Here is a 17,294-nt window from a genome sequence, read left to right as displayed (position 1 = left end):
CGATGGCTCGGGAGCAGTACCAGGAGGACCTCGACGCCCTCCGCGACGACGTGCTCGCGATGGGGGACCTCGTGCTCGAACGGCTCGACGAGGCGCTGACGGCGCTCACGACCGGTGACGGACCGCGCGGCCGCGAGGTCGCCGAGGGCGATGCCGCGGTGAACGAGCGATATCTCGCGCTCGAATCACGGTGTATCGAACTGTTCGGGCTACAGCAGCCGGTCGCCGGCGACCTCCGGTTCGTCGCCGCCTCGTTCAAGATCCTGACTGATCTGGAGCGGGTCGCGGACCTCGCGGCGAACCTCGGCCGGTACGCCGCGGACACCGACGGTGAACTCACGCCGGAGGTCGCGGTCGCCGACATCGGGTCGGCGGCCCGATCGCTCGTCCGCCGGAGCCTCGACGCCTACGCCGACCGCGACGCCGCCGCGTGCCGGGCGGTCCACGCGGACGACGACGAGGTCGACGCCCTGTGTGCGCGGGCCTCCGAGACGGTCGCGCGCGACCTCATCGAGCGGGAAGCCGCGACCGACGCGTGGGAACTGGAACGGCTGCTCGACGATGTCTCGACACTCCTGCTGACGGTCCGTGACCTCGAACGGATCGCCGACCACGCGGTTAACGTCGCCGCCCGGACGCTGTACATGATCGAGAGCGACCCGGAGCTGATCTACTGATGGAGCAGCGCAAGGTCCAGCAGGTCGGCGGCGGGACGTACACGGTGTCGCTCCCGAAGCGGTGGGCGGAGCGGACCGGGATCACTGCCGGGAAGACCGTCCATATCGATGTCCACGGCGACGAGCAGCTCGTGATCGAGCCGGAGTCACCCGCCGATGACGCCACCTCGCGGGTCCAGCTCACTGTCGGCGACGAACCACCGAATCGCCTCGAACGAACAGTGAAGGCGGCGTACGCTGCTGGGTTCGAGGAACTGGTCCTCCAGGCGCCGGAGGGGTTCTCCAGCGCGCAGCGGCAGGCGGTCGAGCAGGTCGCCAGCGGGTTCGTCGGCGTCGCACTCACCACGGAGACGGAGACAGAACTGATCGTCCGGGCACTGCTTGACGCCACCGAGGTATCGGTCCGCCAGTCCGTTCGGCAGCTCCGGTTCACCGCCCTCTCGATGCACCGGGACGCGATGGCCGCCCTCGTCGACGACGAAGCGCCACCCGCCGCCGACCGCGAGGACGAGGCTGACCGGCTGTACGCGATGATCGACCGCCACTTCGGGCGCGGGCTCTCCCGGCTCGACGAGGTGGACGCGCTCGGGCTAAGCCGGTCGGAGCTGTTCGAGCTGCGGACCGCTGCCCGGGAGCTGGAGCGGGTCGCCGACAACGCGGAGACCATTGGGGCAGTCGCCGCAGCGGTCGACACGCTGCCCGACGCGCTCCCGGCTGATAAGCTTCGAGTGATCGGCCGGGACGCCCTGAGCGTCGTCGAGCGGGGGACCGCCGTCGTCGTCGGTGACGGGGACACCGACGTCGCGAACGACGCGCTCGAGACGCGCGAGGCGACACGGTCGGCGGTCGAGGCGCTGGACCGCGAGTTGGCCGACCCGGCTGGGGACTACAGGCTCGGGCGGGCGCTCGACGCACTCCGGCGGACCGTCGAGAGCGGCGGGACGATCGCCGAATTGGGGTTGCGGGCGGCCACGCGCCGCGGCGAGTTCACGCCACCCGAGAGTGCCGCGCCCGCCGGCGACGGGGAAGGCGACCGATAGTCATTCGATGTGAGGAGATCCGGTTCAACTGCTGCCGGATTTCAACTCCCGTATGCAGCAAACCGCTGGTAACCGACCCCTCCCTACTTCGCTCGGTCTTGCGACCTCGCTCGTTGAGGGAGGGGCTTTGATGTGGGACTCGCCCTCAGTTGTCGCCGGGGAGGAAGGTCGTTCCTCACCCGTACCGAACGACCTTCGGGGTCGGCGCCCCCACCATTCGGGGGCCGGGCTACTGCGGCCCGTGATACCGGCGACGTGTGCGACGGTATCACTGACTACTGATACGGTGGCCCCCGAAAAAACCCCTTCGGATAGCGAGTCTATCAGCGACAACACCGATGTTCGTTTCCCACCGTGTCGGCTTCCTCTCCGGCCTACTCGCTTCGTGCTTCCGACCAGTCGGAAGCCCTCGCTCCTTGGGGCCGGAGGCTCCGCCTCGGAAAATGCTGACAGTCTACAGGCAAATCTCTGCACCGTATTCCGACTCTCGTTCGGATTTTGCTCAGCATCGCTGCGAACAGATATCGTCGGAGTCGGTACTGTGGGTGGGGATTACCAATTCAATGAACCACGCGTGCCAACCGGCCCGAGCACCTCTCACGTTGCCAAGCGACTGGCTGACAGCCGTGAACACTGTGGATGGTCACCGCCAGAGACCATAACAGAATTATTATATTTATGGGCAACAGGCTGTTGGTGAATTTACCACCGAAATATACGTCAGCTAGTATGTGCCCAGTGATGGGGGAGTTCGTCCAGCAGCCGGTCGTGAGCCGCTGTCCTCGTACCGTCACAGAATCCGACGCGGGATACGTGGTAATCAGTCGCCGATCGATTCGCTTTTACCGAAACTGGCAGACCAGGCGCGAGGGTGTGTTATGTTCGTTCGCTTCGCGCTCGTGTCACTTCCCCGATTCCCGCATTGGTCGAACAGTTGGGACATGCATGGACCGTTCCCTCCCCATCGCCGAACACCCGAACGAATCCGTCCGAGACGTGCCCACCGCAGGTAGTGCATTCTGGCATGCCAGTCAGTAGAACTCTCGAACCAGGTCCATGGCGTCCTCAGGCGCGCCATCGGGGATGTCGGACATCGGTTCGCTCAGCCCCTCACGTTCCTCCCACGGAACCGACCCCTCATCCTGGTAGATGATGCCCTGGTACTCCTTGTCGGCGTCCAGGATGGCATCTTTGGCATCGTCGTAGTCGGTCGGGTCGTGGTCGCTCTCCTCCAGGTCGACGATGGTGTCCCGGAAGTAGTCGTAGGTGTCGACGTCGTTGAACGTCACACACGGGCTGTAGACGTTGACGAAGCCGAACCCGTCGTGTTCGATGGCTTTCTTGACGATCTCGGTGTGGCGCTGGCTGTCCGAACTGAACGACTGGGCGATGAAGGTGCCGCCGGCCGCCAGCGCCAGCGCGAGCGGATTCACTGGCGGCTGTTTCGGCCCGTCCGGCGAGGTCGACGTCTCGAAGTCCTCGCGACTGGTCGGGGAAGCCTGCCCCTTCGTCAGCCCGTAGATGCGGTTGTCCATGACGACGTAGGACATGTCGACGTTCCGGCGAACGGCGTGGATGAAGTGGCCGGCCCCGATGGAGTAGCCGTCGCCGTCGCCGCCGGCGACCATCACTTCGAGGTTGGGGTTTGCCAACTTCGTCCCGATGCCCACGGGCAGGGCGCGACCGTGGACACCGTGGAGCGCGTAGCTGTGCATGTAGGTCCCGATCTTCCCTGAACAGCCGATACCGGCGACCACGAACGTGTTGTCGGGGTCGTTGCCGGTGTTCGCCAGGGCTTTCATCATGCCGTTCATCGTCCCGAAGTCACCGCAGCCGGGACACCAGGTCGGTTGCTTGTCGGATTTGAAGTCCGTGAATCGAACGTCTGAGCTCATCGTGTTATGTCCTCTGTCCCGCGGTTTCGGCGGGCGTTCGCTGTCTCAGTTCGGCTGCGGTCGTGATCGCGAGTGGCGTGGATCGTGCTGTCATTGGTTCGAACGTTCGAGTGTAGTGGACTCGATATCGGCAATGCCGGCTTCTCCTCTTTCTTGAGGTTAAGCCGCTTCTCCGTGTCCGTCTCCTTGAGGTGGTCTTGATCCGAACTCATACGAGAGGTTTTGGGATTCGGGGTAAAATATTTTGGCCAACCTAAACAAACTTTGTAACTGATATCAGTTTCCTCCATTAATAAAAATGATTTTGTGATTCGTTTCGATGGCGGGCTTCGGTAGGGAGTCAGACTGGATCACGCCGCCGGTCTGTTGAGACAAGTCATAATCAGATGTAGCCTGTAATGGATATCGAGGGAATTCCCAGTGTTCATCGATAGGAAACTTCGGAAGCGGGCGGCCGGCCTCTCGTACGGCATTACAGCTGTCGTGAGTTTGGTCCTGGGAGGCGTCTACGTTTTCAAGCAATCGTTCATGCCGTACCACGCGGACGCACTCTCGATGAGGTGGAGTGAACTCGAGGCAGTCAATCAAGTGTTGATTTCGGCGTTGATGACCGTCTCCGGCGGCGGCTGGTTCACGGTTGGTGTAGTAATACTGATACTTCTGGTCTTCCCGTTCCGGAACGACCGCAGGTGGGCCGTGTACGCGCTTCCCGCAGTCATCCTGCTGTTCTACATCCCGAACCTCTCGGCGACACTCGCAGTGCTCCAGAACACACCTGGGAATCCGCCCTGGCAGGGCAACGCCTTCGCGTGTCTGTCCGCAGTCGTCGGGTTCGCGCTCTATCCGAAGCCGCTAGAAGGAGAGTCCTGACGACAAGGCTAGTCTCTGTACTCAGCAGACTGTTGCTGACAGTCCACAGGTGAATTACTGCGCTAGGCTCGCCAGTCTCTTTCCGGATCCCGTGTACCACAGTTACGGATCGGTATCCCCGGCGTGGGATTCGTGTAAAGTCGAGTGAGCATTCCGAACGAGCGTTGCGTACTGACCGGCGGTCTCAGCGACGCTGGCGCCGCCAAACGACTGGCTGACAGCCGTGAACATTGTGGGTGTTCTCCCCCAGGGCCCATCCATACTATTCGCGAACAGTTCTACGAGCGACTCGAAAACGAGGCTGTCAGCGAAGAAGTGAGTATGGAGTCCGCTCCGATCGCCCCCTAAATCGACCATGTGAGTCGTGGGATGGTGCCAACCACCGCCGATGACCAACCGATGGGCTTCGAGCGAGAAACTGGCTGACCTGCTGACCGACGGCGACGAGGGGATGACACTCCACCCGCGTGTATACACGCAGGTGGAAAAGAAACTCCGCGAACTCGGGGAGTAACTGCGCCGTTGTTCTGCCTATCTTAATTCAGCGAGAGAATCCTGGCGTTCACGGCGCGGAGGATGTCATCTGACCGAGGGGGTGATCCGATCAACTCCCAAGAGGCAATCCTCCGACGGTACCCGTGGGAGGTCAGAGGGTCGCGTCCTCGTCGGCTGCGAGTTTGAAGATATCCACCTGCTCGTGGAGATCGTCACTCATCGCAGTCAGTTGCTCTGCGCGTCCTGCGACTTCCTCCATCGCGTCGGCCTGTTCGTCGATACCGCTCGAAATCTGCTGGATGGAGGCCGTGATTTCCTCGCTCATCCCGGCCGTATCCTCGATGACGTTGCTGACAGCCTCGGCGTTGTCGGCCTGTGACTCGACGGCATCGGCGATTTCGTCGATTCCGTCACTGGTTTGCGTCGCTCGGTCTTCGACAGCTTCGAGTTGCTGAACGAGGGACTCAACTTCGTTGGCTCCCTCTTCGACGTTCTCGTTGGCGTCGGTGATGCTCTCGACCAGGTCCGCCGTCTGCTTCTGGACGTCCGTGATGATCGCCGCGATGTTGTCGGCCGACGTCTGGGACTCCTCGGCGAGGTTCTTGACTTCGTTCGCGACGACGGCGAACCCCTCGCCGGCCTCGCCCGCGCGAGCGGCTTCGATGTTTGCGTTCAGCGCGAGGATGTTCGTCTGCTCGGCGATGTCGGCGATGATGTCGATAATCTCACCGACCTCCTCCATGCTCTGTTCGAGCGAGTCGATACGTTGGGCGACCGAGGCGGTCGAATCCGTCGCATCCCGGATCTGCTCGACCGTCGTCGTCGCGCTGTCGACACCCGCCGAGGCGATGTCTGCGACCTTCTCCGACTGGGCGTCGATCTGTTGAATCGTGGCCGTGATCTCCTCGATGGAGGCCGAGAGATCGTCGACGTTCTGGTTGGCTCGCTGGGTTTCCTGAGCGAGATCGTCGGCCCCGTCTGCGAGTTCGGTTGAAGAGGCATCGATTTCTTGAATGGAAGCCGTCACCTCCTCACTGCTGGCACTGAGTGTCTCGCCCGTATCGTTGAGGTCGGCTGCGTTGGCAGTCAGTGAGTCGATGATCTCTCGAAGATTGTCAACGGCTGTGTTGAGATGGTCGTTCAGGCGAGTGTATTCGTCGTAGACGTCCATTGCCTCGTCGTAGTCCTGGTCGGGTTCCGGCACCGTCGGGTCGATCGTCAGGTCGCCCGCGGCGAACCGCTCGACCTTGTCCTGTAAATCGTCGAGAACGTCTCGCTGGTACTGTTCGAGGAACTGTTTTTTCCGGCGCTGGCGGTTGCGTTCGGTGACATCCTTTTCGACGAGCATCGCACCGGCGAAGGCGCCGTCATCGTCGTACAGTAGTGTCACCGTGCGTTCAAGTGGGGTTTCCTGACCAGTGACGAGCATCGTCTCCTCGCGTTGCTGGATGTCGTTATCGCGGCGTGTGGCCTCCTTTACGATGTCGCTGGCCTGGCTCCCGTCGGCCTGTAACACGTGTGGCTTGCGCCCGACTGCCTCCGACTCAGTGCAGTCATACAGCTCCAAGGCCTGGTCGTTGATGTGGGTGATCCGACCGTCGGTATCGACCACGATGGTAGGCTCCTGTAACCCATTAAGAATACTCCTGACGAATGCCTGTGCTTCGTCGGAACGAGCGGCTTCCTCATTGCCATCGTCGGTTTCGGCAGGCGGGGCTGGTTCAGTAGGTTCGGATGGGTCCGTCTCGGACTCGCTACCGAGTCCGCCGAGGAGTTTGTCTCGGAGCCTGTCCGAGTTGTCCGAGGCGTCTTCCCAGTCGACGGAGTCCGTCCGGTTTTTCGGCCGGTCAGTCCGCTCACTTTGGTTGCTCATGCTGGCGATTCTCAATACTGGTATTAGCGTGTTCCCCCCTATTTATCAGAAGAGATATTGTGAAAGCGGAGTTATAAATCGCGCACCGATTATATTCAGGTCGTCTACTAGTAGCTAATTCACGGCGTCACACGCAGCTTTACACTCATCAAGATCCAGTTTGCGGATACGTATCATTCGACGAAACATACGTTCTGTGAAGATACGTGAGAACGCTGTCGACGATCTTCGCATCGTAGGTCCAAGCCCCGTAGAACGAATTTTCATCGCGCTCTTTGGCGAGGAGAGCACTCTTCTGGGTTTCGTCACCGCCACCATCGAAGACGACAAACCAAATCCGTGCGATTTCGTCTGTTTCGGGCGTGTGTACCCTGACACCGTTAATAACTGGGGGCGTCACGTCAGGTATGCCGTACATATGTACCTCCAGCCCATGCTGTGAGAGGGGTGAGTAGATTTCCTGCTGGTCTGTCATGAGTGAACACTGCTGGAAGCCGGCATGGATCGTTCCGGAGCCAGTTCTGCGAGCACGGTCCTCGATTTCCCGCGACGCGTTGAGCATCTGTTCGGTATCGTAGGACGTGAACGTCGTTTCTTTGAGATGCTTGAGAATGTGTCCGTACTCCGCGTCCGGGATACCAAGGGCATCCGCAGTGGACGGTGGCCCGTTTACGAGGTCCCGCAACATGTCGACGGTGACGAGAGCGAGCACCTCCTGTTCAGTACTGAGGACTGCGACTTCACTCGGCGTTTTGGACGATGTCTGGTAGCTTGACACTCTGACGTTCTGTGTCTCCAAGAATATCTCGAGCCGTTCGTGGAGGGAATCCGAGGATCCGACGTTGAATACCGCTAACTCCTTTTCGAGGGACTTGATGAGATCGATCGTCTCCAGGAGATGCATATACTCCGATACGCAAAGACCATCGTATAAACACATATGCCACCCTATCATATTTGATATTTCACTGTTTGCATCCTCGATATGCAGATCGAAGCAGACTAGCATCCGCTGCTGTCCAGAACTCAGGGTCACATGAAGTATCGACCCTGCTGGGAACATCACCGGCAACGACGCCACTGCACTTCGTGGGGGTATCTCCGGTACGAGACTTCCGCTGGCTGTTGTTCCATTCGAAGCTTCTTGTCGATCGGAATCGTCCCATCGACCGCCTGATACCTGTGGCTGCCACCGGAAAACCGTTCCATCCTCTCCGTGTCCGAACGCCGGCTAACGTTTTTTCTCAGTGATCTTTGATTACGAACCAGGGTCCGGTCAGAAACGTGGATAACTCAAGCCATGAATTGAGTTCTATTATATACTTGGTATAACGAAAAACTGCACGAAGCTATTTACCCACTTAACGATAAAAAACTTATAATGGGAAATACATCTCGATTATCGACCGGTATCGCTGGTCTCGATACGATCCTCGACGGGGGGTTCCTCGAGGAACAGAACGTGATCATTCGCGGCCCGCCTGGTGCAGGCAAGACGATATTCGGCCTCCACTTTTTGGCAGCAGGCGGTAACGACGAGGTCAGTCTGTACATCAATCTCGGTGAGCCGACAGAGTACGTTCGACGGACGGCCGACCACTTCGGACTGAATTCGGATTCCCTCCGGTTTCTCGAACTCTCCCCCACCGGGGATCGATTCACGGAAGAGGGAACGTACACGCTGTTCTCGTCGGCGGAAGCCGAACAGCCGTCGCTCGTCAGCGAAGTCCGCGAGACTGTCGAGGAACTCCAGCCCGACCGCGTTCTCATCGATCCGATCACGGAGTTCCGCTTCATGACGACGGACGACCACCAGTTCCGAACACAGATCTTGGGCTTGCTGGATTTCCTCAAGTCAGCGAACGCCACGGTCGTCATGACATCCCAGGCCGCCGCCGACGTCTCCGATACGGACCTGCAGTTCCTGACCGATGCGGTCATCAACCTCGAACAGACGGAAGACACACATACCGTCGACGTACCGAAGTTCAGAGGGCCGTCCGCCAAACGCGGCCCCCACGCCTACGAGATCACCGAGGCAGGCGTCGAGGTGTGGCCGCGTCTGGAAATTCGCGAGACGCAAACTGACTTCCCACAGGAGAAACTCTCTTCCGGCGTTCCCGAACTCGATCAGTTGCTCAACGGCGGACTCGACCGGGGCACGGTCACGTTTTTCAGCGGGCCAACAGGTGTCGGGAAAACGACCACGAGCATGCAGTTCGTCCAGGCAGCAGCTGGGCGCGGCACCCAGTCGCTACTGCTCTCGTTTGAAGAATCACGACGAACCCTGATCCAGCGCTCCGAGGCACTGAACATGCCGATCAGCGAAATGGTCGAACAGGGGACACTCGACATAATCGAAGTTCGCCCACAGGAGTATACGGTGAACCAGCTCACGAATATGCTCCAAGAGGCCGTCGAAGACGCAGGCGTGGAGATCGTCCTCGTCGACGGGACACAGGGGTTCAAACAGAACCTACGCGGGCACGGCGACGACCCGGCAAAGAACCTGATCGACATCGGCCGATATCTCCGCGAGATGGGTGTCACCACGATCGTTACCAACGAAGTTCACGACATCACGGGTCAGTTCCGCGCCACCGAGGAAGGAGTGAGCAACCTCGCCGACAACATCGTGTTCATCCGCCACGTCGAATACAAGGGGCGGATACAGAAAGTCATCGGCGTGCTCAAGATGCGGACGAGTGACTTCGAACACACGCTCCGCAGGCTCGAATTCACCGAACACGGCATCAGTGTCGGTGACCCCCTCGAAGAACTACAGGGCGTTCTCACGGGCACGCCGGAGTGGAAGGACGAGGAATCGGCAGGCGGGACAGATGGCTAAGACTGGGGCGACGCGCCAGGGTGGCGACCAGGCGACGGTGCTCCCGCTGGTGGCTGACAGCGGGAACCGCCGCATGCTCACCGACTGGCTGACCGACCACGACCGATACGACCTGACGGAGGAGCCCCTCGAGACGGCGACGTTCGACATCTGTGTTCTCGACAGCGAGATACTCGAACGGGAAGAAGCCGCGATCCGACTCCGCAAACGGGAGACGTCCCAGATAGTGCCCGTTCTGTTGCTCGTGGAGGACACGGAAGGAGCGGTTCACAGGGAACTCCGTCAGGAGCGCCCGTCACTGTGGGATCTCGTAGACGGGATTCTTCGATTGCCAGTTCGAGAGTACGAACTGGAAGATCAGGTCGATACGCTGCTCCAACTCCGTGACCAGTCGGCGACACTGAGCCGCCAACAAGAACAACTCCGGACCATTCGGGACGAACACGCCGGTCACGGCGTTATTATCACCGACACTGATGGGACGATAGAGTACGTCAATACCGCCTTCGAGGTTCAATCAGGATACACGAGTGAGGAGGCCCTTGGCCAAACACCGGGCATCCTCAAATCTGGCGAACACGATGCGGCGTTCTACGAGGACTTGTGGGGGACGATCACCGCTGGAGACGTCTGGCGCGGCGAGGTCGTCAATGAACGGAAAGACGGCAAGCCGTACGTCATCGACCAGACGATTGCGCCAGTGACGGGACCTAACGGGGAGATCGAACAATTCATCGCCCTCAATCACGAAATCACTGAACTCAAAGAGCTGGAGGCTTCTCTCCGCGAGCGCTCCGAACAGCTCAACATCCTGAACCGGGTGCTCCGGCACGACATCCGTAACGACATGAACGTCGTGCTCGGCTGGCTCGAATACGTGGCCGACCAGACCGACGGGGAACTGACGGAGGAGCTTGACCAGATCAAGGCTTCCGCAGGCCACGTCGTGGAACTCACGACCGCCGCTGGCGACATCGCCGAAACGATGAGTTCCGGCGGGAGGCCCGAACTCGAACCGTCGAATCTCACCCAGTTTCTCATCGAGGAGGCGGAGAAGGGGCAGGAGACGTTCGAGGAAGCCACTATCAAACTTCCTGAGTCGCCACCGAGGGTGACGGTCGCTGCGAACGAACTGCTCTCGTCGGTGTTCCGGAACCTCATCAACAACGCGGTCCAGCACAACGATGCGGACGATCCGGTCGTCTCGATAACGATCCGTGAGACCGACGACCGCGTCCAGGTTCGCGTCGCCGACAACGGGCCGGGCGTTCCGGACGCCATCAAAGACGAGGTATTCGGTGACGAAGTGATGGGACTCGAGAGTTCGGGGACTGGCATGGGGCTGTATCTGGTGGCGACGCTCGTCGAGATGTACGGTGGCGAGGTCTGGGTCGAAGACAACGACCCCACCGGCGCAGTGTTCTGTGTCGAACTCGACACAGTGGCCGCCGCAGGCGCGGAACGAGGTGAGCAAAATGGCTGACAACGGCCCAGAATCGGCGAGTGACCTTCTGGATAGTGCAACCTCGGAGCATCACACTCCCGCAAGAATCTATCCGCTGGTCTCTGACCCGGGTAACGAGAAGTTACTCGTCGACTGGCTCGATTCTATCGACAAATACGAAGCTGTCGAGGGCTCGCCAGCTATCGAGGACGCGTCGTTCGACCTCTGTATCGTCGACGAGACAGCGCTCACGGAGCACTTCGAGGCACTCGAGCGACGCAAACAGTCGGAACACCCCGTCTTGTTACCCTACCTCTTCCTGCGGGAAGACGAAGGACCGGATTTCCTGCAGAACGGGCCTGGACACCTCCCTGATACGCTGATTCAGGAGGCGATTGACGAACTGCTCTCCCTGCCGGTTCGCCAGTTCGAACTGCGATGGCGGATCGAGTCGCTGCTTCGCATGCGCGGCCAGACGCGGGAGCTGGCGAACCGGGAAGGCGAGCTTCGGCATTTCAGGCGTGCTGTAAATGCCGCCGGCCACCCGATACACATCGCCGACACAGACGGCCAAATCAGGTTCGTCAACCCCGCGTTCGAACGACTCACGGGCTACTCTGAAGCCGACGCCATCGGCGAGACGCCGCACTTGCTCAATTCGGGAGCGATGCCCGACAGCTACTTTGAGGACCTGTGGGCGACGATCCAGAACGGCGACGTGTGGACCGAAGAAATAACCAACGAAAAAAAGAACGGAGACCGATACTACGCACAGGAGACTATCGCACCCATTCACGATGCAGCCGGCGATGTCACCGGATACGTCGCGATCCAGACGGACATTACCGAGGAGAAAGAACGGACGCGCCTGTTGCAGACACTCATCGACAACCTCCCCGGCATCGTTTATCGAGGGTACAACGAGCCTGGGTGGCCGATGGATTTCGTCGCCGGACAGGTAGCGGAACTCACCGGGTATGAGGAGTCGAAACTAGAGACTGGTGACGTGAGTTGGGGGTCCGACATCGTTCATCCGGCCGATAGAGACCACGTTACTGAGACGGTAGACGCGGCAGTTGAGGCAGGCGAGGCATTCGAGATCACGTACCGGATCCGGACCGCGACGGGAGAGACCAGATGGGTGTGGGAGCAAGGCCAGGAAGTCGATCCCTTCACCCGTGAGGAAATGATGCTGGAGGGGTTCATCACCGACATCACGGAGCGCAAGGAGCGCGAACTGGAACTCCACCAGAAGACGCGCGCGATCGACGAAGCCCCGATCGGGATCGTCCTGACTGACCCTGACCAAGCGGACAATCCGCTGATTTACGTCAACGACGCGTTCACCGACCTGACCGGGTATTCGAAATCGGACGCGGTCGGCCGGAATTGCCGGTTCCTCCAGGGCGATAACACCGATCCCGAGACAGTTGCCCGCATCCGTGCCGGAATCGACGCCGAGGAGCCAGTGTCGGTGACGATCAGGAACTACCGCAAGGACGGCAGCGGATTCTGGAACCGCCTCGAACTCGCGCCGGTCCGGAACACTGACGGCGAGATCATCAACTACGTCGGCTTCCAGCAGGACGTGACCGAACTCCGCGAACGCCAGCGCCACCTCCAGACCATCGACCGGGTGCTCCGCCACAACCTCAACAACGACCTGAACGTGGTCCAGGGAATGGCTGAACTGATCCAGGAGGAGGGAAGTGATCCGCTCACGGACTACGCCCAACGCATCATCGACACCGGTAATGCGCTTCTGAGAACGATGGACAAAGAGCGCAAAATTACGGCGTTGCTCGTAGACCAACCGGTGAGCGAAGCGGTGGACCTGACCGCGACGATCCAGTCGGTGGTCGACCTCGTTCGAGAGGACTACCCGTCAGCCACCGTCGAACTTTCCGTTCCGGACCAGGCAGTCGTACGAGCGACGTCAGAGATTCGAACCGCCATCGAGGAACTCCTCAGAAACGCACTCGAACACAACGACAGTGAGACACCACACGTCCACGTGGCAGTGTCGGAGACTGCTACCGGGGTCGCGGTTCGCGTTTGCGATAACGGTCCGGGCATCCCGGAGATGGAACGTGACATTCTCCTCGGGAGAGATGTGGAGATGACGCAACTGTACCACGGGAAAGGACTGGGGCTTTGGCTCGTTCACTTGATCGTCCGGCGGTGCAATGGCACGCTCGAATTTGCTGCGAATGAGCCCAGTGGCAGTGTCGTCACGGTACAGTTGCAGGCCGCAGATACTGTGTGACTGTCCCCCGTCCGGCGATTTTGCTACAGTCGACATTGCGGCAACAGAATCGGATTACGAGTCGCGGTGGGCGCGAACGAACGCACGACGCAGGACGGTCAGGAGCACGTACGTCTCGTATTTTTGGGTCCGACAGTGCTCGCAGGGCTGCATGTCCGCGACGATTTCCTCGAGTACGTCGTCGTGCTCGTCGGTGAGCGTGGCGAGCGCATCGGTGATCTGGGGCTGGATGGCTTCGATCATCCCCTCGACGGCGGCATCGGCCGAGTCCGGCAAGGAGTACGAGAGGACGATCGTGTTCGCGTGATAGTACTTCGTCGTCCCGCCGCGGCCCTCCTCGAACCGAACGACGTCGACGAGGCCGGCGTCCCGGAGCTCGTTGATGTGATGGCGAACCGTGTTCTCCGTCCGGTCGATCCCGCGATCAGCAAGTCGCTCGTGAACCTCCGCCGCAGTCAGGGCCTTCTCTGACAGAATGTCGAGGATCATCGCCCGCATCGGTTCGTCTATGGCGTCCGAGATTCGGGTATCGCGAACTGCGATGTCGTCGAGACGGTGGTCGGTACCGGGACTACTCATGCAAGAACCGAGAGTGAGCACGATGGAAAAGGTAGCGGGATACGAGCGAAGTAGTGTCCGCCGAGGACGCACCCGCGACGTGATCCGCCAGGGCGAAAGCCCTAGACGGCCCGTTTGACCGTTCCAACGATCTATTTCCGTATTCAAACATATCATTTGAAAAATTCTTATTGGGGGACGGGCACTACCTCAAACTGTAATGAGCGACACAACCCAGTTCCGCGTTCTCGACTTCGACTGCCCCAGCTGCGCAGGCACGGTCGAACGCGCCCTCTCGAACGTCGAGGGCGTCCGAGACGTCGAAGTCCACTACGCGACCGGCCGCGTCGAGATCGAGTACGACGAGGGCGTCGCTGATCCCGACGACTTCGCACAGACCATCGAAAACCAGGGCTACACGCCCCAGCCTGCCTGATATCATGAACAGACAAACAGTCACACAGTACTCCCGAAAACACCGGAAAGCCATCGTTACGGCGGCCAGCGGCCTGCTCTACGGCGGCGGCTGGAGTCTGGGCTACTTCACGAGTTTCGATACCGCAAGCGCAGTCATCCTCGTCCTCGCGACGGTCGTGGGTGGCTACGACATCGCCAAGACCGCCTACCACGAGGTCACAAACTGGACGCTCGGCATCAAGACGCTGGTGACGCTGGCTGCCATCGGTGCCATCGTCATCGGGGAGTACTGGGAGGCCGCCGCCGTGGTCTTCCTGTTCAGCCTCGGTAGCTACCTCGAGGGCCGGACGATGCGGAAGACCCGGACGGCTCTGCAGGAGCTGCTGGAGATGACCCCCGACACGGCGACTGTCCGCCGGGAGGCCGATGCGACCGACGGGAGTGAGGCCTCCGAACGAGCGGGCGGGGAACTCCAAGAGATCCCCGCCCGCGAAGTCGAGGAGGGCGAAGTCGTCGTCGTGAAGCCGGGCGGGAAGATTCCGGTCGACGGGACCGTCGTCGACGGCGAAAGCGCCGTCAATCAGGCGCCAGTCACTGGCGAGAGCGCGCCCGTCCACAAGGCCGACGGCGACGAGGTCTACGCCGGGACGGTCAACCAGGAGGGCGCGCTAGAAATCCGGACGACGGGTGCGGGCTCGGACACGACGCTCGAACGCATCATCCGCCGTGTCGAGGAAGCCCAGGAGGCCCAGTCACCGACCGAGAGTCTCATCGACCGGTTCGCGAAGTACTACACGCCCGCCGTCATCGTGCTCGCTATCGGCGCGTATGCAGTCACGCAGAACGCGATCCTGTCGCTGACGCTGCTCGTCATCGGCTGTCCCGGGGCGCTGGTCATCGGGCCGCCGGTCAGCATCGTCTCGGCCATCGGCAACGCCGCCCGCTCGGGCGTCCTCATGAAGGGCGGTGAACACCTCGAACGCGCCGGCAAGATCGACCTCATCGCCTTCGACAAGACCGGCACCCTCACGAAGGGCGAGACCACAGTCGCCGACGTCGAGGGGTTCGGCGTCGCTGACGACGAAGTGCTCTCGCTCGCCGCGACTGCCGAGAAAAAGAGCGAACACCACCTCGCCGACGCCATCGTCGACGCGGCCCGCGAGCGACCGACGGCTGCGACGGACGGTGGGGCGACGGTCGCCAAGGCGGACGATACGCACGCCAGCCTCCAGTCGGTCCCCGATCCGGACGATTTCGACGTTGTCGCCGGGAAGGGGGTCGTTGCCCGCTACGACGACAACGAGATCGTCGTCGGTAACCGCGCACTGCTGGACGACCGTGGCATCGACATTCCCAGTCAAGTCGCCGAGTACGTCCGCGAGCGTGAGGAGCGCGGCGAGACGGTCGTCCACGTCGTCCGGCGGGCGGTCGGACCGACCAGCGGGAGCGAGACCGCCGAACGCGCAAACGGGGAGCGGGGGCGACCCGTGAGCGGCGGCTGGGACATCATCGGCGCAATCGCGATGCGGGACGAACTCCGGGAGTCCGCCCCCGGCGTCGTCGCGGCGCTCCAGGACGCCGGCATCGAGACGGTGATGCTCACCGGCGACAACGAGCGGACGGCCGCTGCCGTTGCCGAGGAGGTCGGCATCGACGAGTACCGCGCCGAGCTCCTCCCCGAGGACAAGCAGTCCGTCATCGAGGCCGACCAGGCCGACGGCCACGTCGTCGCGATGGTCGGCGACGGCATCAACGACGCGCCCTCGCTGGCGACCGCCGACGTCGGCATCGCGATGGGTGCCGCGGGGACGGACACCGCCATCGAGACGGCGGACATGGCGCTGATGGCTGACGACCTCGAACGCATCCCGTACGCAGTGACACTCAGCAAGGCGACGCGCTGGAACGTCCTCGAGAACGTCGGACTCGCGGTGCTGACCGTGACCGTCCTCCTCGCGGGCGTGCTTACCAGCTACGTCACCCTCGCCGCCGGGATGCTGGTCCACGAGGCCAGCGTCCTCGCGGTCATCGGAAACGGTATGCGACTGCTTCGCTACTGACCACGAAACACTATCACCACACCCACTCATGACATCGAATCCAACTACGACTGACGAAACCCGGACTGGAACCAATTGGCAGGTCGATTACGAGGTCGATCAGATCGAAATTCGCGACCCCGTCGCGGAGGCCCTGGGCGTCCTCGAACCCGGCGACCCGTTCGTCATCACCTACACTGACGCGGTGAAAGAAGCCGGCCACTCCTGTCCGACCGCCTCGGGCGCCTACCGGATCGCCCAGTTCGGACTCGACACACTGTATCCCGATAGCTACCCGGTAAGAAGCGAAATCGAGGTACAAGCACCCCGCTCGCGAGACGACGCGACGTACGGCGTGATGAGTCGCATCATCTCGTACGTGACTGGCGCGACCGAAGACGACGGATTCAGGGGACTCGCTGGCGGCTACGGTGGGCGCAGCGATCTCCTCCACTTCGACGCCTTCGACCCGGACACGGCGGAGCCGACGTTTCGGTTTCGGCGAACCGATACGGACGAGACAGTGCAGGTGACCTACCACGTCAGCGAGGTTCCCGATGGCGGACCTGCAATCGGGAACCTCCAGCAGATTCTCGACGGGACAGCGAGTGACCAGCAACGGGAGGCCTTCGCTGACGCCTGGCACCGCCGCGTGCAGGTCGTGCTCAGCGACGACACGCTGTTCACCGTCGAATCGGTGTAGATGCGGCAGTATTATCCATCACTCAAAATGGGAGACTGAGAACAGTTCGATCCCCTCGGGTACCTCGGGAGCTCCGTTGCGGCGCGATGACGCCCCAGGAAGGCTAGCAGCGTCCCACTGCCGTTTTTCTGTCGACGGCCACACGTCCGTTCTCAAGACTACTGCCCAC

16 protein-coding genes are annotated in these 17,294 nt (G+C 61.2%); 10 read left to right on the top strand and 6 right to left on the bottom strand.

The features are described 5' to 3' along the window. Positions 1 to 2: 2 nt before the first annotated feature. Together phoU and MUG96_RS19535 are read left to right on the top strand one after the other, a co-directional pair. Positions 3 to 677 carry a phosphate signaling complex protein PhoU gene (phoU, locus tag MUG96_RS19540; protein WP_246989307.1) on the top strand — a complete coding sequence of 225 codons (675 nt, stop codon included), beginning with the start codon at positions 3 to 5 and terminating at the stop codon, positions 675 to 677. Then, complete coding sequence (locus tag MUG96_RS19535) at positions 677 to 1,717, top strand: phosphate signaling complex PhoU family protein (RefSeq protein WP_246989305.1); 1,041 nt, start codon at positions 677 to 679, stop codon at positions 1,715 to 1,717. Before phoU ends, MUG96_RS19535 begins: the two co-directional genes overlap by 1 nt. A gap of 876 nt (positions 1,718 to 2,593) precedes the next feature. Here MUG96_RS19535 and MUG96_RS24420 read toward each other — a convergent pair. From MUG96_RS24420 to MUG96_RS19525, 3 genes are read right to left on the bottom strand one after another with little or no spacing between them, the layout of a single operon-like run. After that, positions 2,594 to 2,743, bottom strand: coding sequence for a DUF7563 family protein (locus MUG96_RS24420; protein ID WP_443984576.1), 150 nt, complete (start codon positions 2,741 to 2,743; stop codon positions 2,594 to 2,596). Positions 2,744 to 2,748: 5 nt separating this feature from the next. Beyond that, on the bottom strand, positions 2,749 to 3,612 hold the full coding sequence (locus MUG96_RS19530) for a 2-oxoacid:ferredoxin oxidoreductase subunit beta (protein ID WP_246989303.1): 864 nt from the start codon (positions 3,610 to 3,612) through the stop codon (positions 2,749 to 2,751). After that, positions 3,609 to 3,824, bottom strand: coding sequence for a hypothetical protein (locus MUG96_RS19525; RefSeq protein ID WP_246989441.1), 216 nt, complete (start codon positions 3,822 to 3,824; stop codon positions 3,609 to 3,611). Before MUG96_RS19525 ends, MUG96_RS19530 begins: the two co-directional genes overlap by 4 nt. A 208-nt stretch (positions 3,825 to 4,032) precedes the next feature. On the opposite strand from MUG96_RS19525, the gene MUG96_RS19520 reads away from it, so the two are divergent. Together MUG96_RS19520 and MUG96_RS24195 are read left to right on the top strand one after the other, a co-directional pair. Beyond that, positions 4,033 to 4,482: a hypothetical protein gene (locus tag MUG96_RS19520; protein WP_246989301.1), complete on the top strand. Its 450-nt coding sequence runs from the start codon at positions 4,033 to 4,035 to the stop codon at positions 4,480 to 4,482. A gap of 388 nt (positions 4,483 to 4,870) precedes the next feature. Further along, entirely contained in the window at positions 4,871 to 4,996 is a 126-nt protein-coding gene (locus tag MUG96_RS24195) for a hypothetical protein (RefSeq protein WP_256465452.1), read from the top strand. Positions 4,997 to 5,128: 132 nt separating this feature from the next. Here the strand turns inward: MUG96_RS24195 and MUG96_RS19515 are convergent, their stop codons facing one another. Continuing rightward, positions 5,129 to 6,850 (bottom strand): methyl-accepting chemotaxis protein, encoded by a 1,722-nt coding sequence (locus MUG96_RS19515; protein WP_246989299.1) that lies wholly within the window; start codon positions 6,848 to 6,850, stop codon positions 5,129 to 5,131. Positions 6,851 to 6,998: 148 nt separating this feature from the next. Beyond that, positions 6,999 to 7,754, bottom strand: coding sequence for a DICT sensory domain-containing protein (locus MUG96_RS19510; protein WP_246989297.1), 756 nt, complete (start codon positions 7,752 to 7,754; stop codon positions 6,999 to 7,001). Between the two features lie 477 nt (positions 7,755 to 8,231). On the opposite strand from MUG96_RS19510, the gene MUG96_RS19505 reads away from it, so the two are divergent. Genes MUG96_RS19505 through MUG96_RS19495 form a run of 3 tightly spaced genes read left to right on the top strand, consistent with a single transcriptional unit; the run spans position 8,232 to position 13,408 of the window. Next, entirely contained in the window at positions 8,232 to 9,698 is a 1,467-nt protein-coding gene (locus tag MUG96_RS19505) for an ATPase domain-containing protein (RefSeq protein WP_246989295.1), read from the top strand. Beyond that, a complete protein-coding gene (locus MUG96_RS19500) occupies positions 9,691 to 11,181 on the top strand; it encodes an ATP-binding protein (RefSeq protein ID WP_246989293.1) in 1,491 nt (496 codons plus the stop codon). Before MUG96_RS19505 ends, MUG96_RS19500 begins: the two co-directional genes overlap by 8 nt. Continuing rightward, a complete protein-coding gene (locus tag MUG96_RS19495) occupies positions 11,174 to 13,408 on the top strand; it encodes a PAS domain S-box protein (RefSeq protein WP_246989291.1) in 2,235 nt (744 codons plus the stop codon). Before MUG96_RS19500 ends, MUG96_RS19495 begins: the two co-directional genes overlap by 8 nt. A 54-nt stretch (positions 13,409 to 13,462) precedes the next feature. On the opposite strand, the gene MUG96_RS19490 is transcribed toward MUG96_RS19495, so the two are convergent. Further along, on the bottom strand, positions 13,463 to 13,987 hold the full coding sequence (locus tag MUG96_RS19490; protein WP_246989289.1) for an ArsR/SmtB family transcription factor: 525 nt from the start codon (positions 13,985 to 13,987) through the stop codon (positions 13,463 to 13,465). 199 nt (positions 13,988 to 14,186) lie between these two features. Here MUG96_RS19490 and MUG96_RS19485 point away from each other — a divergent pair, with 199 nt between their 5' ends. The 3 genes from MUG96_RS19485 to MUG96_RS19475 are packed head-to-tail and all read left to right on the top strand — an operon-like array spanning position 14,187 to position 17,125. Next, positions 14,187 to 14,402 carry a heavy-metal-associated domain-containing protein gene (locus tag MUG96_RS19485; RefSeq protein ID WP_246989287.1) on the top strand — a complete coding sequence of 72 codons (216 nt, stop codon included), beginning with the start codon at positions 14,187 to 14,189 and terminating at the stop codon, positions 14,400 to 14,402. 4 nt (positions 14,403 to 14,406) lie between these two features. Beyond that, positions 14,407 to 16,443, top strand: a complete 2,037-nt coding sequence (locus MUG96_RS19480; protein ID WP_246989285.1) for a heavy metal translocating P-type ATPase — start codon at positions 14,407 to 14,409, stop codon at positions 16,441 to 16,443. A 28-nt stretch (positions 16,444 to 16,471) separates the two neighbouring features. After that, a complete protein-coding gene (locus MUG96_RS19475; RefSeq protein ID WP_246989283.1) occupies positions 16,472 to 17,125 on the top strand; it encodes a hypothetical protein in 654 nt (217 codons plus the stop codon). Positions 17,126 to 17,294: the final 169 nt, after the last annotated feature.

The organism is Halorientalis marina (assembly GCF_023028345.1).
Taxonomy (GTDB): domain Archaea; phylum Halobacteriota; class Halobacteria; order Halobacteriales; family Haloarculaceae; genus Halorientalis; species Halorientalis marina.
Note: the sequence above shows the minus strand (reverse complement) of the source record. Positions and strands in the feature narration are given on the sequence as shown.